Source organism: Streptomyces sp. NPDC086989 (assembly GCF_044745505.1).
Lineage (GTDB): Bacteria > Actinomycetota > Actinomycetes > Streptomycetales > Streptomycetaceae > Streptomyces.
In genome coordinates, this window is the sequence record NZ_JBIVAL010000005.1 from 401,645 (window position 1) to 424,945 (window position 23,301).

A 23,301-nucleotide genomic window follows, 5' to 3' on the forward strand; every position below is an offset into this window, starting at 1 on the left:
CCGTGGTCAGCGCTCGGTGTCGAACGTGTAGAACCGGCGGTGGTCCAGCAGGTCGGCCGGCGTCACGTTGTTCCACGGCCGCATCGGCTTGTGCAGGTCGACGACGTCCCGCGTGGCCGCGGTGGGCAGGTAGCCGGACTTCGGGTTCCGGCGCTGCCACTCGGCCCACAGCAGGTCGATGAAGGCGTGGTGCATCCAGAACACCGGGTCGTTCGGCGAGGCCGCGCTGGCCATCTGGCCGCCGATCCACACGTGGACCCGGTTGTGCAGGTTGGCGCCGCGCCAGCCCTCCAGATGGTTGCGGAAGCCGTCCGAGGCGCTGTTCCAGGGAGCCGCGTCGTACACGGGCATGGCGAGCACGGCGTTCACCTCGGCCTTGGTCGGCAGCTGGGTGCCGCCCGCGCCCAGGGCGCGCCGCAGGTAGGTGCGCCTGTCCACTCCCACGGTGACGGCCCACTTGCCGCCCCCGTAGGCGAACGGGCCGTCGACGACCTGTCCGTCGCGCTCCCGGCCGGTACCGCCCATGAAGTCGGCGGCCCACAGCGAGGAGGCCGCGGTGCGGTCCTCGGTCCAGTCCCAGTACGGGAGCGAGACCCTCGGGTCCACCTTCTGCAGCTCGGCCTCGAAGTCCAGCAGGAAACGGCGGTGCCAGGGCAGGAAGGAGGGGGAGCGGTGGCCGACGCGGTCGCCGAAGTCGCTGTCGCCCATCAGGAAGGTGTTGTGGACGGCCGCGAAGCGGTCGTAGGTGCCGTTGCGCTTCAGTTCGAGCAGCGCACCCGTGAAGGCGCGCTTCTCGTCCGGGGTCAGCTTGGCCTGGTTCTTGCGGACGGTCACGACGTGCCTCCCGTGGGGCCGAACGGAGCGAGTGCGGCGCCCTGGAGGTCACGTACGGCGGCGCGGACGACCGCGACCGGGTCAGGGAACGTCTGGTAGTGGTTGACGACGCTGACCCAGCTGCCGTCTGCGTTGCGCATCACGTGCAGCTCGTTGCCGTCGATGCGGACGGTCGGCAGCCCGGGGGAGTGGTGGCCGCCCTGGTGCTCGCCGCCGCCGAACGAGATCTGGATGCGGCGGCCCTCGTAGACCTCGTCGATCGTACCGGTGGGTATGGGGCCGGGCGGCGAGGCCGTCGCCGCCCCCTTGGGGTCCCCGCCCGGCGAGGACGAGCCGGAGACCTTGATGACGGCCGCGGCCACTCCGGCCGCGGTGAGCGCGCCGGCAGCAGTACCCAAGGCCTGTCGGCGGGTGATCTTCTTCATGGCCTGAAGAGGTATCAGAGCGGCCGGAACGCGTGATCAGTGCCCCACCCATCCACTTCGCGCGAGGACTCCCCGCCGCGCCCGGAGACCGGGAGCGGGCGGGGAGTCCGGGTGCGGACCGCCGGTGGTCAGCCCTCGTGCACCGCCACCGGAACGGGCCGGCGGGCGGGCTGCACCGGGCCGCCGCCGTCCACGTGGTTCGCCTTGAGCGCCGCGTACGCGTTGTACAGGGCCTGCCTGCGGACCTGCCGCCGGTCGGCGCAGGCCGTCAGATCGCCCGCGCACTGGAGCTCCCACCGGGGGAAGCGCCGGCGGGACGTGGCCACCGCGGCACTGGGGGCGAAGTACAGCATCGTGGTGTTCTCGTGCGGGTTGTGCGCCGAGCCCTCGTAGACCATCCGGCCGCTGGTCTCCAGCCGGTCCGCCAGGCGCGTCAGGGCCCGCTCGTCGGGGCGGTCCATGAACAGCCCGACGTGGTTCTCGAAACCGTGGACGCGCTCCTGCGCACCCACGTCGTCCGTGTACCCGGGGCTGCACCGCGGGAAGAGGAAGACCTCGACCTCCGGCGCGAGACCGGAGGTGACCCGCAGCCGCGTCACCCGTATGTCCGCATCCTCCGGAAGCCAGTGACGCTCCACCAGACGGCGCTTGACCAGCACGCTCGGTATGGTGGCCGACGCGGGCCAGTCGTTTTCCTCGAAGTAGTCGAGAGCGGATTCCACTGTTTCCGGGAACAGTAGCGTTGCACAATGCGATACAACGCAGCCGCTCTTGATTTCCCGTTTGAGATCCCCCGGTATCCACGGTGGCAGGAGTGCGTCCAGTGGCTTTTTCGAGGCGTGGAGGGCGTAGTCAACAGCATGCTGGAGGCGCTGGACGTCGCAGGGTTCGAACGTCACTTGATGCATGTCGCAGCCTTTCTGTTGCCGACACCTGATTAAAGCCATGTCACCCATCAGGCGGCACTCGGCCATGGTCTGATCGAGTGAACGAACATGGCTGACCTGGGCATCTTGACCACAGGTGGCCGTGGTTGTACTCATCGGTGAAGTACCGCACGTTCAACGGAAGACGTCTTTCCCAGGAGGTAGAAGGCATGTCTCCGTACGGCCGGAAGAATGCTCCGCGCATCGTCATAGCCGGTGCCGGAATCGGCGGATTGACCACGGCCTTGAGTCTTCACGCGGCAGGGCTGGACGATGTGCTCATCGTGGAGGCGTGCCCCAATATGCGCGCAGTCGGTGCGGGCATCAATCTCCAGCCCGCCGCAGTGCGGGAGCTGACCGAACTCGGATTGGCGCAGGCCCTCGACGACGTCGCGGTGGCCACCGCCCGGCTGGAGTACCACCACCGCTACGGCGGTCTGATCTGGTCGGAACCGCGCGGCCGCGCCGCCGGCTACAACTGGCCGCAGTACTCCGTGCACCGGGCCGACCTCCAGGACATCCTCCTGTCGGCCGTACGGGACCGGCTCGGCCCGGAGGCGCTCGTCACCGGAGGCCGCCTCATACGCTACGAGCAGGACCGGGAACGTGACCGGGACCAGGGCCGGCCCACCGTCCGGGCGTACGTGGCGGACCGGCCGGGCCCCCTCTCCTGCGACCTGCTCATCGGCGCGGACGGCATCAACTCGGCCGTGCGCGCGACCATGTATCCGGACGAAGGCCCGCCGCTCGGCAACGGGATATGCATGTGGCGCGGGGTGACCGAGGGCCCTCCCTTCCTCGACGGACGCACGATGGTCATCATCGGCTGCAACGCCCGGGTGAAGGCCGTGGCCTATCCGGTCTCCCGGCCCGGCAAGGGCGGCCGCTGCCTGCTCAACTGGGTGGTCGAGAGCCGCACCGCCGACGGACTGGGCGAGGACGACGCGCGGACCGCCGACTGGGACCGCGCGGTCCCCCCGGAAGAGGTCCTCGCCCACCTCCACGGCTGGCGCAGCGAGTTCCTCGACCTCCACGGCATCATCGCCGCAGCGCCCCGCATCGGCCGGTACCCGATGATCGACCGTGATCCGCTGCCGGCCTGGACGGACGGCCGGGTCGTTCTCCTCGGCGACGCCGCGCACCCCTTGTACCCGACCGGGTCCAACGGCGCCTCGCAGGCCGTCGTGGACGCCCGCGTCCTGGCGTACGAACTGGCCCACCACGGCATCGACGAGGCGCTGGCCCGGTACGAGGCGGACCGCCGGCCGCAGACCACCCGGCTCCTGGACGCACACCGCCGCCTGGAGCCCGACCCGGTGCTCCGCCAGGTGGAAGCCCTGGCCCCGGACGGCTTCCTCGACATCCGCCACGTCCTGCCGGAGGACCGGCTGGACGGCATCAAGTCCTGTACGCGCCAGGTCACCGGCGTGGACGCCACCGCGCTCAATGCGCGTTCCTCCTGGAGCGTCGCCGTATGAACAGATCCCGCACCCGCTCCACCGCCTTCGCCGCGCTCGGCTCCGCCGCGTTGCTGGCGGCCCTCCTGTCCGCCTTCGGGCAGCCCGCGGCCCCGCCCCCGCCCTCCGGTCCCGCCGCGCGCACCCCCGCCTGCGGCACCCACACCGGCGGCGCGGCCTGCGCCGCCTACGGCCGGGCCGCGAAACTCGGCGGCGGCACCATCCGGACGTACAGCGAGTACCGGGGCGGGATCCCCAGGGCGCTGGGCATAGCCCTCACCGCCGCCGCCGTCACCGGGCTGCCCACGGCCGCCGCCACCGACGGAAAGCACTGCTACGACGCGGACGGCGACGGGCACCTCGACGGCGGCCACGAATGCGTCGGCGGCCACAGCATCGAACTCGCCCTCCCCGCGACACCCGCCGCCGCGGCCGCCCTGCCCTTCCAGTGGGCCCTGTTCAACTGGAACCCGCACGGCCACAACCCGCACGGCCGCTACGACGTCGCCCACTTCGACGTGCACTTCTACCTCGCGCCCCGCAAGGTCAGGGAAGCGATCAGGACCGGCGGCTGCGCCCTGCTCATCGCCTGCGACCAGCTGGCCGAAGCCGGCCGTCCCGTCCCGGCCGCGTACCTGCCGGCCGGCTATCCCGCGAGCAGCCCGCAGACCGCGGAAGGCGCCATGGGCGCCCACCTCGACAGCCGGCCCCCGTCCACGGGCACGCTCAGCGGCCAGACCTTCATCTACGGGGCGTACGGCGGCGACCTGATCTTCATGGAGCCCATGCTCACCAGGGACTTCCTCCTACGGCACCGCACCGCGCCCGCCCACCGCACCTGCGAGGCCATCCCCCAGCCGGCCGCCTGGCGGATCCCCGGCTGGTACCCCACGCAGTACTGCACCGCGTACCGCCCCGACCAGGGCGACTACACGGTCTCGCTGACGGAGTTCGTGCACTCCGGCGGCGCGCGCCGCCTGGCCACGGCGGTGCGCTGAAGCCGCGCCGCGTGGCGCAGCCGGCGTGCCCGCCGGGGAGCCGTCACAATCGGACTGCCCGTCATGTCGCCCATTCACCCATTTGGGGGCCAGTTCATGTACGCAGCCGTGGTCCACGCCCTGGGGCAGCCGCCTCGGTACGAGTCCGTACCCGAGCCCGTCCCCAGGTCCGGTGAGGTCGTCGTCGAGGTACTGGCGGCCGCGCTGTACCCGCTGGTGCGCTCGTTCGCCTCGGGCGGCCACTACACGGGCGGGGACGCGCTGCCGCTGGTCCCCGGCTTCGACGGGGTCGGCCGGACCACGGCCGGTGACCTGGTCTACATCCCGGGACTGGAGCCCCCGCACGGGACGATGGCCGAGCGCGTCGCCGTACCGGCCTCCGCCCTCATGCCCGTTCCGCGCGGGCTCGACCCGGTCGCCGTCGCCGCCGTCATGAACCCCGCCTCCTCGGCGTGGATCGCGCTGCGGGAGCGGGGCCGGCTGCGCGAAGGCGAGTCGGTCCTCGTCCTGGGCGCCACCGGCAATGCCGGGCGGGCCGCCGTCCACCTGGCCCTCGACCAGGGCGCGGGTGCGGTCGTGGCGGCCGGTCGCGACCCGCAGGCGCTGCGGGCCGCGACAGCGCTGGGCGCCCACCGCACGGTGGCGCTCACGGGCTCGGACGAGGAGATCGCGGCGGCGTTCGGCGCGGCCGCCGCGGACGTGGACGTCGTGCTCGACTACCTGTGGGACCGCCCCGCTGAACTCGCGCTCGACGGGATCCTCCGCCACCGCGCCGACCTCACCCGGACCCTGCGGTGGGTGCAGGTCGGTTCCGCCGCGGGGCCCGACATGACCGTGCCGTCCGCCTGGTTCCGCAAGGCGGACGTGAGCGTCTGCGGGAGCGGACTCGGCTCGATCTCGGGCGCGCGGCGCGCCGCCGCCCTGCGTGAACTGCTCGCCCGGCTCCCCTCACTGGCGCCGACCACCGAGGCGGTCGCCGTGCCGATGGCCGACGTCGAGTCCGTCTGGGAGTCCCCGGCGTCCTCCGGTTCCCGCTTCGTGTTCGTCCCCGCCGGCGGCGGTGAACGGGCCACCGGGGCCCGGGAGGCCGTCCAGGACCGGGAAACCGTCTGACCGGAGCCACCCCGGACGGCCCCCACCGTCCGGTGGCGGGCAGGCCCGGCCGAGCACCTGGTGCGCGGCGCTGACCTCACCACCGGCGCCGCCGGGCAGGACCGTCCCTGCGGCCACGGCGCGGCCGGGCCGTGACGGAACCGACGGCCGGTGTGCGGGGCGTCGGCCGTCCGGGCCGTCGCCCGCCCGCCGCCCGCCCCAGGACGGCGCCGCCACCGGCCGCACCGCCCCTCGGCGTTCGCACACCCCCGGCCGCCGTGCCGGCCGGCCGCTTCGCCCGGCCCGTCGTCCTCAGGGCGACCGGCCGGGCCGGCGGACATCGCGGCCCGGCACCGGCCGCCGCCCCGACGAAGGCCGACGTCCTGGCGCAGCTGCCCCACTGCGCGATCGCACATTTCGCCTGCCACGGCACCAGCGATCCCGCGGACCCCTCATGGAGCCGGCTGCTGCTGCACGACCACGCGGAGGACCCGCTCACCGTGCAGAGCCTCCACCGCCGATCCGGTCGACGAGGCCGTCCCCCTCGCCTCCCCGCTCCAGCTCGCCGGCTTCCCCCCACGTCGTGGGCACCTGTGGGAGACCGACGACCGGACCGCCGTCCGCATCGCCCGGTCGGGGCGTGAGTGCCCGGCCGCGCCGGGCCGATCGTGCGGGTTGGTGGGACGCTGGGAGGAGGCAGGCCCGAGCGCCGAGGTGTCGCCCCCCTCGTGACGCTCCCAGGGCAGCGCTCCGGCGCTCGCGCACGGCCGCGCACCGCGGGCCGCGCGGATCCGCGCCGCACACCGTGGAGGACAACCCATGACATGCGCAAGGCGAAGTGGCGCCATGAAGGCCTCGTCCGCACTGCTCGTGGCGGGTTTCGTGGCCGCGAGCCTGGCGGCGGGCGCCGGTTCCGGGGCCGCGGCCACCGGGGACGCCCTGCGGGCCCCCGCCCCCGCGTGCACGAGTAGACACGTCGCCGCCACCGATGTCCGGACGACCGGGTCCGGGGCGGTGGTCACAGTGATCAACAGCGGCCCGAGGGCCTGCGTACTGAACGGCTTCCCCAGCGTGGCGCTCGCGGGCCAGGGCTCGCCGGACAAGAACAAGCCCCTGCGCGTGCTCCGTCAGGGGCGGTCGGCGCCGGTGAAGCTGGCTCCCGGCGCCCGGGCCTCGGCACAGCTCTCCTTCGTGCCCGTGCTGGGCGAGGGGGAGGGCTACTGTGCCGCCGGCGGGGAACCCTTCGTCGCGCCGACGATGGTGGTGGGTGTCGCGGGCGGCCGCTACCAGCTGGCGCCCACGGACGGCAGCGAGTTCGCGCTCTGCGGCAACACGGTCCGCAGCACCGCCTTCCGCGCGGCCGGCTCCTGACACCGGCCCGGCCGGTACCGGCGATGCGGCCGGTGACGGTGGGTTGATATAGCGTGCGCACGTCAAACACCTCATTGCACACGCTCACGGGGGAATTCCCGCATGACCTATCCGCCACAGCCAGGCCCCGGCGGCCCCGGCCCGTACGGCCAGCCCGGCCCGTACGCCCAGCAGCCGCCGCAGGGATACCCGCCCCAGCCGGGATACGGGTACCCGCAGCAGCCGGGCCCCGGCCCCCAGCCCCAGCCCGGATACGGGCAGCCGCAGCAGCAGTACCCCTTCCCGCAGCAGCAGTTCGCGCCGCCCCCGCCGCCCGCCCGGAGCGGGGGCCTGGGCGTCATGAAGATCCTGAAGATCATCGCCGGCGTGGTCGCCGTCATCGTCTGTGTGGTGGGCTACTTCGCGAGCCAGGACGATGCCGACAAGGCTGAGGTCGGGGACTGCCTGACCAACCAGGGCACCACCGTGAGCCCCGACCTCCAGGTGGTGAAGTGCGGTGCCACCAACGCGACGTACAAGGTGGTCAAGGTGATCCCCGACACCCTCGACACGAGCAAGTGCCAGGGCACGTCGGACATCGGTTACCAGGAGCAGATGAGGGGCTCCCGGCGCAGCTCGGGCAAGCGGTTCGTGCTCTGCATCGACGAGCTCAAGAAGAGCTGAGCAGGCCGGTTCGCCCCGCGCCCGCGGCCGCGCGAGGCCGCGGCCCGGGGCGGGCGGCGCTGCGTCGGCAGCCGGGGGGCGAAACAGGGCTGGGGGATGCGCAGTTCGGTGACGGTGCACGCGGCGATCAGCGCGATGCAGCCCCGCCGGGTCGAGTCGGCGGACCTGCGGGCGGCGGACCGAGCTCCCGACCGGCCGTCCGATGAGCCGGCCGGGGGAGGGGGAGTCACGGTGCGGACGGCCCGTCGTTTCCCGGATATGACTGATCTCATGGTCCGGATCCCGGCGGACTGGCTGGTCCGGGTGTTCCTCTCGCTCCGCCGCGGTTCGTCGCAGGACGCCCAGGTTTCGGCGGCTGAGCTGCAGCCCTTCACCGAGAAGCCCGGCCAGCGGATCCCCGTGCCGCGGGCGACCGTTCTGCGCACCGAGCTGGCATTGCGGGGAGAGGTCGAACGGGCCCGGGAGGACGAGCGGCGGGCACGGCTGCTGGAGGAGGCCGACTACCTCATCCGGGCCCGCCTCGGCGGCTAGGCCCTGTCGTCAAACTGCCGCCGCCCTCCGGGCGACGACGGGAGTTTGACGACAGGGCCTAGCGCCGAGTCGGCTCCCGTTCAGTAGACGAGCTTGTACGTCACGTCCTTGGGGATCGGGTGCGGTGACGTGTCGGTGTAGAGGAGCCGGACCCTGGTGTACTGCTGGACGTCGGGGTGGTCCGGCCACGGCCGCGGGTGGCTGAGCGTCACCGTGACCGGGTACGGGCGGAACCGGCCCGCCGCACAGTACGGGGTGCAGTCGTTCACCATGTCGGTGCCGGTGGCCGTCGCGGTCCGCTGCCCCCAGGTGTCCCAGCGCAGCCCCACGAGGCGGTTGTTGCCGTCACCGCAGGCCAGCAGGTACTCCTCGGGCCGTACGCGGGCCTGGGAGAAGCAGTCGACGACCACGACCGGAGCCGGGTCCATGGGGGCGGTGCGGCTCTGTGCGGAGGCCGGTACGACACCTGCCACCAGGGCGGCGGCCGCGCACAGCAGGGTGGCCGTGCGCATCCTGGCTCTTCTGGGTGCGGGCGCGAGCCCGCCCTCTCCTGAAGCGTCCACGAAGCCCTCCTCGCGGCTCGGGTCCCGCCCTCATGGCTCCAGGCCCAGCTTCCCCCATCCGGGCGCACCCCGCACCCGCAGCGCCGGGGCCGGGGCAGTGGCCCCGGCGGAACCGGTTCAGGAGACGGCGTACCACTGGCTGGCCCAGCCGGTGTTGATGGTGCTGGTGGACTGCTCGGCGAGGTTCACGGTGGCGGGCAGGGACGTCTGGCCGGTCAGCACCGTGCTGTAGCGGAGGTTCGGCGGGGTCAGGCCCGCGTTGACCGAGATCCCGGCGCCCGTGGCCTTGAGGGTGAGCCCGTTGGTGGCCCAGGTGCCGTTGAGGAGGAGGGCGACGAAGTAGGTGCCGGGGGCTGCGGTGAAGGGCTTGGTGAGCGGCAGCGGCTTGGCGATCGCGTCGGTCATCAGCTGGGGCGAGATGTCCGCGGTGGACGCGCGCAGGGTGCCGCTCGCGTCGTAGACACCGAGGTAGCACTGCGAGAGCTGGGCGTTGGGGTCGATGCCGGCCAGCCCGATCCAGATGTTGGACCAGGTGATCTGCTCGCGCAGCACGATCCGCACCAGCGTGACGCGTCCCCCGACCCCGGCCGCGGACTGGGCGGTGACGTGGCCCGCGTCGCCCGGGTCGCCGGTCCAGGCGAGGAGGTTCTGGTCCTGCGGCCGGGGGCCGTCGTACCCGGAGCCGCCGCCCGGCGCGGCCGGAGCCGGGGCAGCCGCGCTGCCGCCGCCCCTCTCCTGCGGGCTGCCACCGGACGAGGTGCAGCCGGTCAGCACGAGCAGCGCGGCGGCGAGTACGGCGGAGAGGGCGGTGGTACGGGTGCGCATGGTCCCCCCATGAGGTGCGGATGTGCCGGAGGGGCCATGGTCACACGGGCCGTGTCCCCTTCTCGCGTGCGGCCCCCGCGATCGGAGGGGGCCGCCCGGCGACTACTTCGGCGGGGCGGCCACCGGCGCGGGCCTGAGGTGGTCGGGGGTCACGACGGAGGTGACCGCGTTCCCGATGAGACCGGACAGGTTCTTGCCCTCGTGGTCCACGTCGCTGTTGACGGACACGACCATGGTGGCCCTCTCGGCGGGGAGCTGGGCGGTGATGGTCTCGTAGCCCGGCAGCTCGCCGTTGTGCCCGAGCCAGCCGTTGAAGTCGAGGATCCCGAGCCCGTACGAGGCCCCCGGGACGACCCCGATCGGGAGCGTACGGAGCCGCTCCGCCTGCGTCTTCGCGGACAGCAGCCGTCCGTCCGCGAGCGCCGGGGCCCAGGCGTGCATGTCGTCCAGGTCGGAGACGATCCCACCGGCGGCCCAGGCCCAGGAGGGGTTCCACCCGGTGGCGTCGGCGACGGTGCCCTTCGGGGTGAAGTCCGTGTAGCCGTGGGCGTGCGGTTCGGGCATGGCGCTGTCGGAGGGCAGCGAGGTGTCGCCCAGCTTCAGCGGTGTGAACACGTGGTCGCGGAGGTAGTCGCCCAGGGGCCGGCCGCTGACCTTCTCGACCAGCATCCCGAGCAGGACCGTGTTGGTGTTGCTGTACTGCCATTTGGCGCCGGGATTGAAGTTGGGGGGATGGCGGAAGGCGACGTCGAGGAGCCGGCGCGGGGTGTAGGTGCGGTGCGGATCGGCGCGCAGCGCCGCCAGCCATCGCTGGTCCGTCGTGTAGTCGAAGAGGCCGCTGCGCATCTCGGCCAGCTGGCGCAGCGTGACGGCGTCGCCGCCAGGGACGCCGGAGACGTACCGGGAGATGGGGTCGTCGAGCCCGACCTTGCCCTGGTCGACCAGCTGGAGGACGCCGGTGACGGTGAAGGTCTTGGTGACGCTGCCGATGCGGGTGGCGAGGTCGGCCTTCATGGGCGCGCCGGTCTGCTGGTCCGCGACGCCGAAGGACTTCTCGTACGTGCCGCGGCCCGGCATCCAGAGGCCGACGTTCACGCCGGGGGAAAGCCACACCCTTCCGCCGCGACCCCCCCCGACGGCGCCGCCGGTGACCGCCGCGAACCCGCCGACCGCGCAGGCACACCGCTGTTCCCCTGACGGCCCGCCGGCGGTCGACGCCATCTTCCGGCAGTTCCGCGACGGCCTGCGGCTGCCCGACCACCCCGGCTGGAACCAGGACGCCCTCCACGACTGCCTGCGCGATCTCGACCCGCTGTCAGCGGACCAGGTCCTGCCCGCCCTGAGTCCTTCCAGGCCGGCCCCCGGGGTCAGTGGCCCGGGGCGATGGGGAGCTGACGCTTGTGTTCCGTCAGGCGGTAGCGGCGGACGATCGTGTCGAAGGCGCGCTCGTCGACCGGCTTGCCCTCCAGGAAGTCGTCGATGTCGTCGTACGTGACGCCCAGCGCGTCCTCGTCGGCCTTGCCCGGGGCCAGGGTCTCCAGGTCCGCCGTGGGAGTCTTCCAGACCAGCTCGGCGGGGGCGCCCAGGGCGTCGGCCACGGCGCGGACCCTGCGCTTGGTCAGGCCGGTCAGCGGGACCAGGTCCGCCGCGCCGTCGCCGAACTTGGTGAAGAAGCCGGAGACAGCCTCCGCCGCGTGGTCCGTGCCGACGACCAGGCCGTCGTGGGCGCCGGCCACCGCGTACTGGGCGATCATGCGCTGGCGGGCCTTGATGTTGCCCTGCACGAAGTCCTGGTGGTGGGCGTCCCGGAAGACGGTTCCGCCCGCGAGGGCGGCCTCCAGCGCGGCGTCGCTGGCCGGCCTGACGTCCACCGTCAGCACCCGGTCGGCCTGGATGAAGCCGAGCGCGAGCTGGGCGTCCTTCTCGTCGGCCTGGACGCCGTACGGCAGCCGCATCGCGTAGAACGTCGCCTCGTGCCCGGCCGTGCGGGCCCGCTCCACGGCGAGCTGGCAGAGCCGGCCGGCCGTGGTGGAGTCCACTCCGCCGCTGATGCCGAGCACCAGGGAGCGCAGGCCCGTCGAGGTGAGCGCCTCCGCGAGGAAGGCCACCCGGCGCTCGATCTCCCGGTGCGCGTCGAAGGACTCCGACACCTGGAGTTCCCGGGCGATCTCCTGCTGCACAACGGTGGACGCCGGCCGGCTCACGGCTGCTCCTCGTGGTCGATGGTGGTTCGTGGTCGCTGCGCTGCTGACCCTAGTCGAAGCCCGCTCCCGCCCCGAAAGCGGGCGCCCGAGGTCGGGGGACTTGACAGACGGCGGCCAACGTTATGACACTCGAAGTGCAAGATGTTGGATGCCGCATGTCCGTGCCGCATGTCCCAGGGGGTCAGGAGGCAGTCATGGCGGAGCGCCGAACCTACGCCCTCGCGGGAATCGCCATGGGCGCGGTCTGGATCATGGGCTCGGACACCAGCCCCCGGGACCACGCCCTGCGGCTCCTCGCCCTGGTCGCGTGCGCCGGAGCGGCGATGGCCCTGCTCCACCGGCGCCGGGCCCGCCTCGGACGGCCCGTGGACCGGCGGCTGCACTCGGGCCTGCTGCTGGGCAAGGTGCTGCTCGTCTTCGTGGCCCTGGCCCTCGACGGCCTGCTCGGCCTGAGGGTCTCCGAGCCGAGCCTGATCACGGCGGCCCTGCTGTGCCTGATCATCGCGTTCGGCGGCCCCTCCCTGCACCGGTGGCTCGCGCGCGACGGGGAGGGCCGTCACGAGGGCCGGCGACCCGCTCCGCCGGTGGGCGTCCGGCGTCCGCCCGAGGCCGAGGCCGAGATCGAGATCGGGGTCGGAGCCAGGGTCGACGCCGGCCGCGCCCTGGACCGGACGGGCTCCGCTTAGCTCGGGCAGAACCGGGGTCCCGGCGTGTGCACCGCGCGGGGTCAGCCAAGGTGCTGCAGGAAGAAGGCGGCCGCCTCCCTGCCCACCCGGATCCGGACGGTGGGGTCAGCAGGTTCCGGCGCGAAGAAGTCGTCGTGGCGAACGTCGGGGCCGGCCGATCGGCCACTCGCCGTGGGAATGTGCTCCAGGTACGGCCGGGTGTCGACTTCGTACGGGTTGACCGTGTCCGCCCCTCCCCAACGGATCTCCACCGGCACCTGCACGGTTGCCAGACTCTCCGGAGTCACGAAGCCGCCGGCTCCTGGGGCCACCTGGAAGACCGCTCGCACCCGCGAATCCAAGAGGTCTGCTCCAGCGCTGTCCAGCACCAGCAGCAACGACTCGTCTTCCGGATATTTCTTCCGCAGCGCTTCCAGCACGCCCGGGAATTCCGGGATGTCGGGCAAGGGCACCGCCCCCGTCAGCACGGCCCACACGATCTGCGGATCGATGCGAGCCCCGGCAAGCGCCGCCGCCGTATAGCCGCCGAGGGAGAAGCCTGCCACGCCGACCGGACCGAGGGGCTGTTCCCGAGCCAGCGCGTCGAGGGCGAAGGAGACGTCCCGGGGCCGTTCCCATACGTGGAGGAAGCCCTCGGGCTCGTAACCGTCGACGAAGTTGTTGCCGTGGTGGTCAAGGGCCATCACCCGGAATCCCGCCTCGTGCAGCGGACGCGTCAGCCACTCCATGTCGCCGCCCGAACCCCCGGTGCCATGCGAGATGACGACCAGCGGGGCGGGTGCCGCCGGCGGATGGTCCGGCTCCCACAGGTAGAGACGGACGGGACGCGGATGAGCCGGCTCCCGCAGGTCAGGGCGGGATTCGTCGTACAGAACACGTATCAGCGGCTGTTCCCGCCCAGAGATCGTCATGGCGGCATCGTAGAGAGAGGGCCAGCCCTGATACCGCTGGCCCACCCGGCCCCTGGTCTCGTTCACGTCCGCATATGAAGAACAAGCTCAGGGGCTGTTCGTGTCCGTGGCGGCGAGGAGGGCGTGCACGGCTGTTCCCATGGTGCGGGTGGCTGCTTCGGTGGTGAGGCCGCTGTTGCGCCAGTGGTACCAGGCGCCCCAGGTGGTGACGGCGTCGAGTCCGTGGAGTACTTCGGTCCTGCGTTCGGCGGGCAGTCGGCCGAGCTCCTCGGCGAAGATGTCGGCGAGCCGTGCGCGGGCGAAGTCGAGGACCTGGCGGGTGACCTCGCTGATCCGGTCGCCGGGCTTTTCGATGCGCAGGAGGGCCAGCTGTGCGGGTGTGATCCATTCCAGGATCCGGGAGCGCTGTTCGGTGAGGGCTGCGACGCGGACCTCCCTGGGGCCGTCCGTCGGCAGCGGTTTGATCTGTTCGATCAGCTGCTCCAGGCGCCGGGTGATGGCGGTTTCCACGAGCTGGGACATGTCGGCGTAGTGGTGGAAGACCAGGCGGCGGGAGACTCCGGCGCGTTCGGCGACGCGGTCCGCGGGGAAGTGGGACTCGCCTTCGTCGAGCAGGGACAGCACGGCGTCCGCGATCTTCACCCGGGACTGGCGGCTGCGCTCGGCGCGGCCGTCCGCGAGTCGTTCCTCTGGCTGCTGAGCCGACTGCTGCACGTTGACCCCTCCCGGCCTCACTCTCCGCCATTGTCGCAAACCGGGGCGCGGCGCCCGCCCGGCATCACCGGCGTTGAATAAATTGCATCGTGAGTGCAATGATGCGCGCATGTTTGTCACCCTGGGGCGCTGGTGCGCCCGCCGGCCGAAGCGGGTCGCCGCCGCCTGGCTCCTGTTGCTGGTCGGCCTGGCCGCCGCTGTGGGGGTTCTCGGCAGCGCCACCACCGAGACGGTCTCCATACCCGGCAGCGACAGCCAGGCCGCCCAGGACGCCGCCCGCGTCTTCGCCGACCCCGCCTCGGGCCGCCAGCCCCTCGTCCTGCACACGGCCGCGGACGCCGCGCCCCTCACCTCGGCCGGCGCCCGCGACGCCGTCGAAGCGGCGGCCCGCGCCCTCACGGCGCGCGACCACGTGGTCGCCGTGACCACCCCGTACGAACCGGCCGGCGCCGCGGCCCTCGCCCCCGACGGGCACACCGCCTACCTCTCCGTCGAACTGGACGTGGCGGGCCGCGACATCACCGCGGACATCGCCCATGACCTCGTGGACGCCGCCGAACCGGCCCATGCGGCCGGGATCGAGGTCACGCCCGGCGGGAACCTGGCCTCCGCGGCCGACAAGAAGTCCACCAAGCGAAGCGAGGCCATCGGGCTCGTCGCCGCTTTCGCCGTCCTCTTCCTCGGCTTCCGCAGGCCGATCGCCGCCGCCGTACCGCTGGCCGTCGCCGTCGTGGGCCTCGGCATCTCGCTCGCGGTGATCGGCCTGACCGGCCACCTGATGGACATGCCGTCCTCCGGCGCCACCATCGCGGCGATGATCGGGCTCGGCGTGGGCATCGACTACAGCCTCTTCTGTCTGACCCGGTTCCGTGAGCTGCTCGCCGGCGGGGCGGAGATCGAGGACGCCGCCGCCCTGACGACCGGCGCCTCGGGCAAGGCCGTGGCCTTCGCCGGCACCGCGGTCATCGCGGCACTCGCCAGCCTGGCCCTCGGCGGCCTGCCCCTGCTCCAGGCACTGGCCCTCGCGCCCGGCATCGCCGTCCTGGTCGCCATGGCGGCCACCCTCACCCTGCTCCCCGCGCTGCTCGCCCTGCTGGGACGGCGCGTGGCCCCCGCCCCCGCCCCCGACGCCGGCCCCGCTCCGGTCGCCCCCGACGCCGATGACCTGCCGGAAGCCGCCCGGGCGCCCGAGCGCGGCTGGGCGCGCATCGCCCGGCACGTCGCCGACCGGCCGTGGCGGTACCTGCTGGCGGGCCTGGCCTTCTTCGTCCTGCCGGCGCTCGCCGCGGCCCAGCTGTCCTTCGGCCAGCTCGACGGCGGCGACAAGTCCGCGGGTACGGCCGGACGTACGGCCTACGACCGGCTCGAAGCCGCGTTCGGCCCCGGCGTCAACGGCCCGCTCCAGGTCACCGACACGTTGCCGAAGCCGGCGTCCGGACCCGCGGACCCCGCCGTCACCGGCGTCGGCCGGGCGCTGAGGGACACCAGCGGCGTCGCCGCCGTCGGACCGGCGCAACTGAGCCGCGACGGCAGGACCGTTCGCTGGCAGGTCACGCCCACCACCGCGCCCGGCGATCCGGGCACCGCCGGTCTCGTCCGCCGCCTGCGCGAGCGCACCCTCCCGGCGGCCACGGCCGGCACCGGCCACGAAGCCCACGTCGGCGGCATCCCCGCGACCCAGCTGGACCTCAACGACCGGCTCGCGCAGCGCCTGCCCGCCGTCATCGGGGTCGTCCTCGCCATCGCCGCGCTGCTCCTGCTGCTGGCCTTCCGCTCACCGCTCGTCGCCGCCAAGGCGGCCGTGCTGAACCTCCTCTCGGTGGCCGCCGCCTACGGCGTGCTCACCGCGCTGTTCCAGTGGGGCTGGGGAGCGGCGCCGCTCGGCCTTCCGGGGCCCGTCCCGGTCCCCGGATACGTACCGCTGCTGATGTTCGCGGTCCTGTTCGGCCTCTCCATGGACTACGAGGTCTTCCTGCTCAGCGCCGTCCGCGAGGCATGGCTGGCCACCGGCGACAACCGGGGCTCGGTGATCGCGGGCCTCGGCAGGACGGGCAGGATCATCACCTCCGCCGCGCTCATCATGGTGTGCGTCTTCCTCGCCTACCTCCTGTGGGACGACCCCGTCGTCAAGATGTTCGGAGTCGGCCTCGCCACCGCGGTCGCGATCGACGCCACCGTCGTCCGCGGGCTCCTCGTCCCCACCACGATGGTCCTGCTCGGCAAGGCCAACTGGTGGATCCCCCGTCGGCTCGACCGCCTGCTGCCGCAGATGCACATCGAAGGCGGCCCGGAGACCTCCGTACCCGAACCCGTGAGGAACGCATGAACCACACCGCTCCGTCCGAAGCGCCCGCGCGCGCCGTCGGACACGGCACCGGCGCGAGGCGTCCCCGACGCACCCGGCGCCTGGTCCTGGCCGGCGCGTGCGCGCTGGTCGCCGGACTCGTACTGACCGACCGCGTCGCCGCCGGTGTCACCGAGGGCCGCATGGCCGACCGGATGGCCGCCCGGCAGAGCGCCCTTGTGGCGGCGCCGGACGTCTCCATCGACGGATTCCCGTTCCTGTGGCACGCCGCGGCCGGCCGCTACCCGCAGGTGGAGGTCGAGGGCCGGGCCGAGACACAGGACGGGCTGCCCGTCACCGCCGCCTTCGACCTGCAGGACGTGTCCAGGAAGCGGGGCGGGTACTCGGCCGCCGCGGCGCGGGCCGCGTTCAGCGTTCCGCTGGACGCGCTCGCGGCCAAGCGCGGCTCCGACGTCCGGCTGACCGGGCGCGACGGGAAGATGGAGATCACCCGGACCGTCATGGGGATGCCGCTCGTCGTGACCGCCGCACTCAAGCTCACCGGTGACACCGTCACACTCGAACCGACCGCGGCGTCCCTGGCCGGCCGCGCCCTCGACCCGGCCAACCCGCGGATCGTGGCCGCGCTCAATGCGGTGGAACGCAAGATTCCGGAGCTGCCGCTCGGCCTGTCCCCGTCGTCGGTCTCCGTCGACGGCAACGCCGTGACCGTGCACAGCGAGGCGAAGGACCTGGCCCTGCCCGCCCGGACGTGACCGCGCGGTGCCGGGCGGGGCGGCCGGGCCCCGCCCGGCGGTCACCGGCTCCTGCGCTGGGCCTCGACGATGCTGCGTACCGTACCGTCCACCCCGGCGCGGCTCTGCACCCGCTCCGAAAAGGCGGGGAACTGCCCGGCGATCGCCACCAGCGCCTTCAACTCGGCCGGTGCGACGTTGACTTCGCACAGGTTCCGCTCGACGGCGCGGACCACGCCGCGTGCCACCTGCCCGGGCGACACCGTCCGCGCGCCGGCGGGGGTCTTCGCACCGGTCGCGGCGAACATGCCGGCGTCCCGGACGTATCCGGGCTGGACGAGCGAGACCCCCACGCCCGTGCCGTGCAGGTCCTGACGGAACGCCAGCGCGAAGCCGCGCAGCCCGAACTTCGTCGCGTTGTACAGGGAGGACGACTTGGTGGCGGCCTTGCCGGAGATCGAGCCGATCAGCGCGATGTGCCCCTGGCCCGCGTCGACCATCCGGGGTGCCAGCAGGCGTGCCAGCATGATCGGCGCACGAAGGTTCACGGCGAGGGACCGGTCGATCTGCTCGGGGGTGTAGTCGAGCACGTCGCCGCTCGACGGGAGCGCGGCGTTGGCGATCAGGATGTCCGTCTCGGGGCACTCCTCGGCCAGCCGGGCGACATCGGACGCGTCCGCGAGGTCGGCGAGGACGGCCCGCGCCCCGAGCTCGTCGGCCACGGCCTTCAGGGCGTCCTCGCGGCGTCCGGTGACCACCAGTTCGGCGCCCTTGGCGGCGAGCGTGCGGGCCAGCGTGAGGCCGATGCCCCCGGTGACACCGGTGAGGAGAACGGTTGATCCGGTGATGCGCATCCCAGTACCCTCCCTGTTGTTCGTTCGAACGAACAGTAGTCACGGGTGAGTGTCGTGTCCATGCCCAGTGCTCGGCCGGGCGGATGTGAGAATGGCGGGCATGGAGAAGGCCGCCGACACCCGCCAGAGCATCATCGACGCCGTGCTGCGCATCATCGGGCAGGACGGGATCGCCGCGGTGAGCAACCGGCGGATCGCGAGGGAGGCCCGGGTCTCCCTGGGTTCGGTCACCTACCACTTCGCCACCCAGCACGAACTGCTGCGCGAGAGCCTGCTGTACTTCGTGGGCGAGGAGACCAGGCGCTTCACCGAGATGGCCGATGCCTGCACGGGCGACCGCCTCGACCTCCAGGGCGCCGCGGACGCCGTGGGGCTGGTGGCCGGCGGAACCGAGTTCGACAGCCGGCGCATCGCCCCCTTCGAGCTGTACATCCAGGCGGGCCGCGACGAACGCCTGCGGGCGGCGGCCGCCGAGTGCTTCGCGGCGTACGACCGGCTCGCCACCCGCATCCTCCGCGGGCTCGGCCTGCCCGACGCCGAACGGCTGGCGAGCACCGCGGTCGCCCTCGTCTTCGGGCAGCAGCTGCGCCGGCTCGCCACGGGATCGCCGGCGGAAGACCTGGTCGACACCCTGCTCGTCCTGACGCAGCCCGCACCCCGCTGAGCCGCGCCCGGGGGAGTCCCTTGGTACCGGACCGGCGGGACCGAAGCCCCCTGGGGGGACGGCCGCTCGCGCTAGTGTTCGCCCGTGAGCCTTCATGTCGTCATCGGATTCGGGCCCGCAGGGGCCGCCACCGCCCGGCTTCTGGCCGAACAGGGCCATACCGTACGGGTGGTGACCAGATCGGGACGCAGCGCCGAGCCCGGTGTCGAGCACCTCGCGCTCGACGCCACCGACGGCAGACGGCTCGCCGAGGCCGCCCGGGGGGCCACCGCCATCCACCAGTGCGCCGCCCCGCCCTACCACCGCTGGGCGGACGAGTGGCCGCCGCTGGTCTCGTCCGTCTGCGCGGCGGCGGAGGAGACGGGGGCCGTCCTGGTGCTCCTGGGCAACCTCTACGCGTACGGACCCGTCGAGGGCCCCCTCACCGAGGCGATGCCCCTGGCGGCGACCGGGACCAAGGGACGCGTCCGCGCCGCAGGCTGGGAGACGGCGCGCAGGCTGCACCGCGAGGGCCGCATCAAGGCCGTCGAGGTACGGGCCTCGGACTTCTTCGGACCCGGCGTGACCGACGGCGGACACCTGGCCGGGCGGGTCGTCCCGCCACTGCTGCGCGGCAAGCCGGTCTCCACCCTCGGGGACCCCGACGCCCCGCACAGCTGGACCTACCTCCCCGACGTGGCCAGGGCCCTGGCCGAGGTCGCGGGCGAGGAGCGGGCCTGGGGCCGGGCCTGGCACGTTCCGACCGGACCCGCGCTGTCCGTACGGGAGATGGCGGGCCTCCTCGCCGCGCAGGCGGGAACGGCGCCGGCCACGGTCCGCAGGCTGCCGCCCGCGCTGCTCGGCGCGGCCTCGCTCTTCTCCCCGCTGCTCCGTGAACTGAAGGAGGTCCGCTACCAGTTCGACCGTCCCTTTGTCGTCGATTCGAGCGCGTACGAGGCCGAGTTCGCCGTCCGCGCCACCCCCGTCGACGAACAGGTCAAGGCGACGGTGGACTGGTGGCGCGAACGACTGGCCACACCCCGGTGACGCCCCGGGCGGAGGACGGTGACACGGAGGACCCGGCCGCCGGAGCACGCCGCGACGACATCGCGATCGTGGGCATGGCCTGCCGGTTCCCGGGGGCGCCCGACCTCAACCGGTACCGGCTGATCGACCTCGCGCGGGAGGCCGTCCGGGACGCGGGCTGGGAGACCCGGGGCTTCGACCGCGAGGAGACCTCGGCGATCACCTCGCTCACCGTGAGCGGCTAACGCGAACTGAGCACCATGCGGATACGCATGCGCCAGTCGGCCGGCGGCGAGTTCGGGGCGCGGGCGGACGACCCCCGGTGGGCGGAGACGGTCCGCGCCGTGGACGGGCTGCACGGCACGTCCGTGGCCGGGCTCCTCCTCAACATGGGCCCAACAGCATCAGTTCGGTCTTCGACCTGCACGGCGAGGGCTACGCACTGGACTCGGCGTGTTCCGGCGGGCTCATCGCGGTGGCCAACGCCGTGTTGCCGGCTCGGCTCGGCGCGGACGGTGCGGTGGCTGCGGCACACGCTGCCCGGCTTCGTGTACAGCGTTGGCCCGACCCCCGCCAACGCGGCCGCGGCGCTGGCCGCCGCCGAGCTGATCGCCGCGGAACCGCAACGGGTGCGTACGCTCCGGCGGAACGCGGACCTGTTCCTCGGGCGGGCCGCCTCGGCCGGTCTGGCGACGGGCTCCAGTACCCGTACGCCGATCGTGCCGTGCCTGCTGGGGGGCTCCGCGCGGACCCTGCGCGTCGCGGACCGGCTGTTCGACCGTGGGATCATCGCCGGTCCGATCTTCCACCCCGCGGTGCAGGAGGGCCTCGCGCGGCTGCGGTTCTTCCTCATGAGCGAGCACACCGAGCGCGACGTCCGCCGCGCCGTGGCGGTCCTGGCCGAGGAGGTGGCGGCCACCGAGGGGTGACTCAGAACGGTTGACTCAGAACAGGGTGCGCTCTATGCAGTCGAGCGTGGCATGTCGCGTACGAGGTCGGGGTCGAGGTTGGGGAAGAGGATGCGGAGCTTGCCTCGTCCAGGAGGCCGGCCCCGCGGTGGCAGCAGGTGATGTGTCCCAGCTCGTGCAAGATGATGTGCTCCTCATGCGCGCTGGTGGTGTTGGCGTCGAAGAAGATCATGTCCTCGTCGCGTGCGGCGACCCACATGCCGCACGGCTGTGACGCGGGCATCGGCATGGGAACCAGCGTGATCGGCCGGTCGCGGACCTCGCCGAGGTAGCGGCAGAGCCGGCCATCGGCTCCCTCCGGCAGGTCCAGGGCGGCGAGCCGCCGCGCGCCGTCCTTGCGGAGCTTCTTGAGCCGGCTGCGGCGGTCCCGGCCGGCCGGCCGTCCCAGGCCGGGGATCCTCACTCCGGGGCCGAGGGGTCCACGGGGTCTGCCGGGTCCGTGACGGGAGGAAGGCCCTGCAGCTGCCGGTACTGGTCCATGATGGCCATGATGGCCTGGAGGTTCTCCTTCTTCATGCCGGCCGCGCGCATCGCCACCGAGCGGACGCCCGCCTGCCGCAGGGCCTCGATGGCGGCGACCTCGCCGAGCACCGACTCGGCGACCTTGTCGTCGAAGAAGTAGGCGACCGACACGCCGAAGAAACGGGCGAGGGCGGCCAGCAGGTCCGGTGAGGGGTTGGAGCGCTTGCCGGTCCGCAGCTGCGACAGGTACACGCCGCCGACCTTGAGGTCGGGGTTGGCCCGCTTGAGCTCCTCGGCCACCTCGGCGTTGGTCCAGTGCCTGCCCTTGGGGCGGACCGTCTTGAAGAGGTTGTCCAGACGCACTGCCAGCACGGGCCGGTCGTCACTCTCGGACACTGCGCATCTCCCTCCCGTCACCTCCTCGGAATTGCTCTCAGCTATTTTCCAGTTTTGCAGATTAGCGGTCAGTTGACAATCCGCCGTGAGTCCGCCACCGTGGAGCTCGTCGATAGCTGACAGCTAACTTTGCTCACGGGGGTAGCCAAGTGGGGCGTCAGTCGTGTCGGCGGCGCGGGCCGGCCCTCGGGGGATGGGGGCCGGCCCCCGCTCAACCGGTCTTCCGGTGGACGGAAGCGACCTGGGTGAGCCAGGCGTGCCGGTACTCGCTGCTCGTCCCGGGTACCTCGGTCCCGGGAGCGGGAGCGGGAGCGGCGGAGCGGTCGACGTACGGGCGCAGGTCCCGCCAGCCGACCGACAGCAGGCGCAGGGCCTGCCGCAGCGAGGCCTTGTCCGTCGTCCGGGCGTAGGGGCCGCACTGCCGGAAGATCGTCACGCACGGAACCGCCTGGGACACGATGAAGACCAGGAGGTACGTGAGGACCAGGGGCCGGCCGCTGCCCGTGTTGAAGTCCGACGCCGGCCGGCCCGGCCCGTCCCGGCGATGAAGGACAGCGCGATCAGGAGCACGCCGAGGACCACACCCGTCACCAGCCATGAGTGGACCCTGCGTACCGCTTCCTCGGTGTCCGTCGCCCAGCGCAGCAGGATGATCTGCGCGCTGACGCAGAACGCGACCGCCGACACGTGCATCACCAGGATTGCGAGGTTCCCGACGCCCAGGAGGCTCCCGCCCCCATGGCGACGGCGCCCATGGTGAAGGCGAGGCACTGGAGCAACAGGGTGACGACGAGGGCGCGGCAGGCGCTGTCCCGCCAGCTGCGCCCCACCTGGCAGAGCCGGTAGGCGAATGCGGCGTACGACGAGAGCGCCGCGATGGCGAAGCAGAGGGTTCTGGTGAGGATCACGGCTCGTTGCGGGGCTTCTCGTCCAGCGGAACCGTCAGTCCGATGCCCTCGGCCGCCACCGCGATGGCGAAGTCGAAGTAGGCGGACTCGTCCCGGACGCTGTCGTGGGTCCGGCTGAAGACCTGGAACACCAGCAGGCCGATCAGGCTGCTCCACAACGCGATGCCGCGCTCGATGAGGTCCGAGAACGGGGCTTCGGGCATACCGCCGAAGAGCGCCACCGCCTCCGGCAGGAGCAGCGGCGGTCCGGGCACCGCCCGCCGGGGCGGCGTGAGTTCGCCGTCCGCCAGTGCGGAGCGCACGATGCCGGCCAGCACCGCGGGTGTGCGGGCGGCGGCCGGGACCGTGTCCTGCGGGGCGTGGTAACCGGGCACGGGGGAGCCGTAGATCAGCGTGAACTCGGGGGAGTTGGCGAAGGACCACTCCCGCAGGGCGCGCGTCACCGCGAGGAGCCGCTCCCCGGCCGACGCGCCGGCGGCGCCGGCGGCCTGATCGGCGCGCTCCATCGCGGCGGCGGAGTCGTCGTAGGCGTCGATGACGAGCGCGGTCAACAGGTCGTCGCGGTGCGGGAAGACGCCCTCCACGTCGGCGACGGCGAGAGCGCCGGCTTCGGCGACGGCTTCCAGGGACAGCCCCGCGGCGCCGAGTTCCCCGAGCAGTCGGCGGGCGGTCGCCTTGACGGCTGCCGCTCGTGCGGCGTTCTCATCGGCGGCCCTTGCAGAAACATCCATGGCCAAACCGTACCGGTCCGTCACCGCGGCTCAGGGGCATTCACCGGACCAGCGCGGGGACCCGCCGTGATCCG

27 protein-coding genes and 3 pseudogenes are annotated in these 23,301 nt (G+C 72.9%); 15 read left to right on the forward strand and 15 right to left on the reverse strand.

Features of this window, described 5'->3' with window-relative positions; all coding sequences use genetic code 11:
- Positions 1-6: 6 nt before the first annotated feature.
- The 3 genes from ACIPK4_RS14575 to ACIPK4_RS14585 form a co-directional block, all read right to left on the reverse strand.
- Entirely contained in the window at positions 7-834 is an 828-nt protein-coding gene (locus ACIPK4_RS14575) for a tyrosinase family protein (protein WP_054223558.1), read from the reverse strand.
- Positions 831-1,259 carry a tyrosinase family oxidase copper chaperone gene (locus tag ACIPK4_RS14580; protein WP_402312572.1) on the reverse strand — a complete coding sequence of 143 codons (429 nt, stop codon included), beginning with the start codon at positions 1,257-1,259 and terminating at the stop codon, positions 831-833. The genes ACIPK4_RS14575 and ACIPK4_RS14580 overlap by 4 nt, the downstream gene beginning before the upstream one ends.
- Before the next feature lie 128 nt (positions 1,260-1,387).
- Positions 1,388-1,981 (reverse strand): hypothetical protein, encoded by a 594-nt coding sequence (locus ACIPK4_RS14585; RefSeq protein ID WP_376193204.1) that lies wholly within the window; start codon positions 1,979-1,981, stop codon positions 1,388-1,390.
- A 374-nt stretch (positions 1,982-2,355) separates the two neighbouring features.
- On the opposite strand from ACIPK4_RS14585, the gene ACIPK4_RS14590 reads away from it, so the two are divergent.
- The 6 genes from ACIPK4_RS14590 to ACIPK4_RS14615 all read left to right on the forward strand — a co-directional run bounded on the left by ACIPK4_RS14590 (position 2,356) and on the right by ACIPK4_RS14615 (position 8,297).
- Positions 2,356-3,663, forward strand: a complete 1,308-nt coding sequence (locus ACIPK4_RS14590; RefSeq protein ID WP_402312574.1) for an FAD-dependent monooxygenase — start codon at positions 2,356-2,358, stop codon at positions 3,661-3,663.
- Positions 3,660-4,640, forward strand: a complete 981-nt coding sequence (locus ACIPK4_RS14595) for a hypothetical protein (protein ID WP_402312576.1) — start codon at positions 3,660-3,662, stop codon at positions 4,638-4,640. Before ACIPK4_RS14590 ends, ACIPK4_RS14595 begins: the two co-directional genes overlap by 4 nt.
- Before the next feature lie 96 nt (positions 4,641-4,736).
- Complete coding sequence (locus ACIPK4_RS14600; protein ID WP_402312579.1) at positions 4,737-5,753, forward strand: zinc-binding alcohol dehydrogenase family protein; 1,017 nt, start codon at positions 4,737-4,739, stop codon at positions 5,751-5,753.
- A gap of 825 nt (positions 5,754-6,578) precedes the next feature.
- On the forward strand, positions 6,579-7,103 hold the full coding sequence (locus tag ACIPK4_RS14605) for a DUF4232 domain-containing protein (protein ID WP_402312581.1): 525 nt from the start codon (positions 6,579-6,581) through the stop codon (positions 7,101-7,103).
- A 102-nt stretch (positions 7,104-7,205) separates the two neighbouring features.
- Positions 7,206-7,766 carry a hypothetical protein gene (locus ACIPK4_RS14610; RefSeq protein WP_402312584.1) on the forward strand — a complete coding sequence of 187 codons (561 nt, stop codon included), beginning with the start codon at positions 7,206-7,208 and terminating at the stop codon, positions 7,764-7,766.
- Between the two features lie 258 nt (positions 7,767-8,024).
- Positions 8,025-8,297, forward strand: coding sequence for a hypothetical protein (locus tag ACIPK4_RS14615; RefSeq protein ID WP_402312586.1), 273 nt, complete (start codon positions 8,025-8,027; stop codon positions 8,295-8,297).
- Positions 8,298-8,377: 80 nt separating this feature from the next.
- On the opposite strand, the gene ACIPK4_RS14620 is transcribed toward ACIPK4_RS14615, so the two are convergent.
- The 3 genes from ACIPK4_RS14620 to ACIPK4_RS14630 form a co-directional block, all read right to left on the reverse strand.
- Positions 8,378-8,860 (reverse strand): hypothetical protein, encoded by a 483-nt coding sequence (locus ACIPK4_RS14620; RefSeq protein WP_402312588.1) that lies wholly within the window; start codon positions 8,858-8,860, stop codon positions 8,378-8,380.
- Between the two features lie 117 nt (positions 8,861-8,977).
- Positions 8,978-9,685 carry a hypothetical protein gene (locus tag ACIPK4_RS14625; RefSeq protein WP_402312591.1) on the reverse strand — a complete coding sequence of 236 codons (708 nt, stop codon included), beginning with the start codon at positions 9,683-9,685 and terminating at the stop codon, positions 8,978-8,980.
- Positions 9,686-9,787: 102 nt separating this feature from the next.
- On the reverse strand, positions 9,788-10,780 hold the full coding sequence (locus tag ACIPK4_RS14630; protein ID WP_402312593.1) for a serine hydrolase domain-containing protein: 993 nt from the start codon (positions 10,778-10,780) through the stop codon (positions 9,788-9,790).
- On the opposite strand from ACIPK4_RS14630, the pseudogene ACIPK4_RS14635 reads away from it, so the two are divergent.
- Positions 10,698-10,994 (forward strand): annotated as a pseudogene (locus tag ACIPK4_RS14635) (barstar family protein); the annotation flags it as partial. The gene ACIPK4_RS14630 and the pseudogene ACIPK4_RS14635 sit on opposite strands and share 83 nt — an antisense overlap.
- Positions 10,995-11,052: 58 nt before the next feature.
- Here the strand turns inward: ACIPK4_RS14635 and nadE are convergent.
- Complete coding sequence (nadE, locus tag ACIPK4_RS14640; RefSeq protein ID WP_402312595.1) at positions 11,053-11,889, reverse strand: ammonia-dependent NAD(+) synthetase; 837 nt, start codon at positions 11,887-11,889, stop codon at positions 11,053-11,055.
- 194 nt (positions 11,890-12,083) lie between these two features.
- Between nadE and ACIPK4_RS14645 the strand changes: the two genes are divergently transcribed.
- A complete protein-coding gene (locus ACIPK4_RS14645; protein WP_402312598.1) occupies positions 12,084-12,575 on the forward strand; it encodes a hypothetical protein in 492 nt (163 codons plus the stop codon).
- A gap of 41 nt (positions 12,576-12,616) precedes the next feature.
- On the opposite strand, the gene ACIPK4_RS14650 is transcribed toward ACIPK4_RS14645, so the two are convergent.
- Both ACIPK4_RS14650 and ACIPK4_RS14655 read right to left on the reverse strand, forming a co-directional pair.
- Complete coding sequence (locus tag ACIPK4_RS14650) at positions 12,617-13,486, reverse strand: alpha/beta hydrolase family protein (RefSeq protein ID WP_402312601.1); 870 nt, start codon at positions 13,484-13,486, stop codon at positions 12,617-12,619.
- Between the two features lie 87 nt (positions 13,487-13,573).
- Positions 13,574-14,200 (reverse strand): TetR/AcrR family transcriptional regulator, encoded by a 627-nt coding sequence (locus ACIPK4_RS14655; RefSeq protein ID WP_402312604.1) that lies wholly within the window; start codon positions 14,198-14,200, stop codon positions 13,574-13,576.
- Between the two features lie 109 nt (positions 14,201-14,309).
- Between ACIPK4_RS14655 and ACIPK4_RS14660 the strand changes: the two genes are divergently transcribed.
- Positions 14,310-16,526, forward strand: a complete 2,217-nt coding sequence (locus ACIPK4_RS14660) for an MMPL family transporter (RefSeq protein ID WP_402312608.1) — start codon at positions 14,310-14,312, stop codon at positions 16,524-16,526.
- Complete coding sequence (locus tag ACIPK4_RS14665) at positions 16,523-17,260, forward strand: DUF2993 domain-containing protein (protein WP_402312610.1); 738 nt, start codon at positions 16,523-16,525, stop codon at positions 17,258-17,260. Before ACIPK4_RS14660 ends, ACIPK4_RS14665 begins: the two co-directional genes overlap by 4 nt.
- Positions 17,261-17,301: 41 nt before the next feature.
- Here the strand turns inward: ACIPK4_RS14665 and ACIPK4_RS14670 are convergent, their stop codons facing one another.
- Entirely contained in the window at positions 17,302-18,093 is a 792-nt protein-coding gene (locus ACIPK4_RS14670) for an SDR family NAD(P)-dependent oxidoreductase (RefSeq protein ID WP_402312613.1), read from the reverse strand.
- A gap of 100 nt (positions 18,094-18,193) precedes the next feature.
- Between ACIPK4_RS14670 and ACIPK4_RS14675 the strand changes: the two genes are divergently transcribed.
- The 5 genes and pseudogenes from ACIPK4_RS14675 (at position 18,194) to ACIPK4_RS14695 (ending at position 20,691) form a co-directional block, all read left to right on the forward strand.
- Positions 18,194-18,757 (forward strand): TetR family transcriptional regulator, encoded by a 564-nt coding sequence (locus ACIPK4_RS14675; protein WP_054221139.1) that lies wholly within the window; start codon positions 18,194-18,196, stop codon positions 18,755-18,757.
- 84 nt (positions 18,758-18,841) lie between these two features.
- Positions 18,842-19,783 carry an NAD-dependent epimerase/dehydratase family protein gene (locus ACIPK4_RS14680; protein WP_402312616.1) on the forward strand — a complete coding sequence of 314 codons (942 nt, stop codon included), beginning with the start codon at positions 18,842-18,844 and terminating at the stop codon, positions 19,781-19,783.
- A complete protein-coding gene (locus tag ACIPK4_RS14685; protein ID WP_402312619.1) occupies positions 19,753-20,007 on the forward strand; it encodes a hypothetical protein in 255 nt (84 codons plus the stop codon). The genes ACIPK4_RS14680 and ACIPK4_RS14685 overlap by 31 nt, the downstream gene beginning before the upstream one ends.
- A gap of 77 nt (positions 20,008-20,084) precedes the next feature.
- Positions 20,085-20,228, forward strand: a pseudogene (locus tag ACIPK4_RS14690) (hypothetical protein); the annotation flags it as partial.
- Positions 20,229-20,310: 82 nt separating this feature from the next.
- Positions 20,311-20,691, forward strand: coding sequence for a hypothetical protein (locus ACIPK4_RS14695; protein WP_402312622.1), 381 nt, complete (start codon positions 20,311-20,313; stop codon positions 20,689-20,691).
- Between the two features lie 50 nt (positions 20,692-20,741).
- Here the strand turns inward: ACIPK4_RS14695 and ACIPK4_RS14700 are convergent.
- The 5 genes and pseudogenes from ACIPK4_RS14700 to ACIPK4_RS14720 all read right to left on the reverse strand — a co-directional run.
- Positions 20,742-21,127: pseudogene (locus ACIPK4_RS14700) on the reverse strand (toxin); the annotation flags it as partial.
- 2 nt (positions 21,128-21,129) lie between these two features.
- Complete coding sequence (locus ACIPK4_RS14705) at positions 21,130-21,588, reverse strand: helix-turn-helix domain-containing protein (RefSeq protein ID WP_402312625.1); 459 nt, start codon at positions 21,586-21,588, stop codon at positions 21,130-21,132.
- Between the two features lie 211 nt (positions 21,589-21,799).
- Positions 21,800-22,024 (reverse strand): hypothetical protein, encoded by a 225-nt coding sequence (locus ACIPK4_RS14710; RefSeq protein WP_402312628.1) that lies wholly within the window; start codon positions 22,022-22,024, stop codon positions 21,800-21,802.
- A 256-nt stretch (positions 22,025-22,280) separates the two neighbouring features.
- Positions 22,281-22,496 carry a hypothetical protein gene (locus ACIPK4_RS14715; protein WP_402312630.1) on the reverse strand — a complete coding sequence of 72 codons (216 nt, stop codon included), beginning with the start codon at positions 22,494-22,496 and terminating at the stop codon, positions 22,281-22,283.
- Positions 22,493-23,227, reverse strand: a complete 735-nt coding sequence (locus ACIPK4_RS14720; protein WP_402312633.1) for a TetR-like C-terminal domain-containing protein — start codon at positions 23,225-23,227, stop codon at positions 22,493-22,495. The genes ACIPK4_RS14715 and ACIPK4_RS14720 overlap by 4 nt, the downstream gene beginning before the upstream one ends.
- Positions 23,228-23,301 lie beyond the last annotated feature (74 nt).

Bases quoted from the DNA above. Each gene is read 5' to 3' on its own strand.
- ACIPK4_RS14720 (WP_402312633.1), bottom strand. From the start codon at position 23,227: ATGGATGTTTCTGCAAGGGCCGCCGATGAGAACGCCGCACGAGCGGCA.
- ACIPK4_RS14580 (WP_402312572.1), bottom strand. From the start codon at position 1,259: ATGAAGAAGATCACCCGCCGACAGGCCTTGGGTACTGCTGCCGGCGCG.
- ACIPK4_RS14615 (WP_402312586.1), top strand. From the start codon at position 8,025: ATGACTGATCTCATGGTCCGGATCCCGGCGGACTGGCTGGTCCGGGTG.
- ACIPK4_RS14625 (WP_402312591.1), bottom strand. From the start codon at position 9,685: ATGCGCACCCGTACCACCGCCCTCTCCGCCGTACTCGCCGCCGCGCTG.
- ACIPK4_RS14660 (WP_402312608.1), top strand. From the start codon at position 14,310: ATGTTTGTCACCCTGGGGCGCTGGTGCGCCCGCCGGCCGAAGCGGGTC.
- ACIPK4_RS14610 (WP_402312584.1), top strand. From the start codon at position 7,206: ATGACCTATCCGCCACAGCCAGGCCCCGGCGGCCCCGGCCCGTACGGC.
- ACIPK4_RS14605 (WP_402312581.1), top strand. From the start codon at position 6,579: ATGAAGGCCTCGTCCGCACTGCTCGTGGCGGGTTTCGTGGCCGCGAGC.
- ACIPK4_RS14670 (WP_402312613.1), bottom strand. From the start codon at position 18,093: ATGCGCATCACCGGATCAACCGTTCTCCTCACCGGTGTCACCGGGGGC.
- ACIPK4_RS14590 (WP_402312574.1), top strand. From the start codon at position 2,356: ATGTCTCCGTACGGCCGGAAGAATGCTCCGCGCATCGTCATAGCCGGT.
- ACIPK4_RS14600 (WP_402312579.1), top strand. From the start codon at position 4,737: ATGTACGCAGCCGTGGTCCACGCCCTGGGGCAGCCGCCTCGGTACGAG.
- ACIPK4_RS14675 (WP_054221139.1), top strand. From the start codon at position 18,194: ATGGAGAAGGCCGCCGACACCCGCCAGAGCATCATCGACGCCGTGCTG.
- ACIPK4_RS14650 (WP_402312601.1), bottom strand. From the start codon at position 13,486: ATGACGATCTCTGGGCGGGAACAGCCGCTGATACGTGTTCTGTACGAC.
- ACIPK4_RS14595 (WP_402312576.1), top strand. From the start codon at position 3,660: ATGAACAGATCCCGCACCCGCTCCACCGCCTTCGCCGCGCTCGGCTCC.
- ACIPK4_RS14665 (WP_402312610.1), top strand. From the start codon at position 16,523: ATGAACCACACCGCTCCGTCCGAAGCGCCCGCGCGCGCCGTCGGACAC.
- ACIPK4_RS14645 (WP_402312598.1), top strand. From the start codon at position 12,084: ATGGCGGAGCGCCGAACCTACGCCCTCGCGGGAATCGCCATGGGCGCG.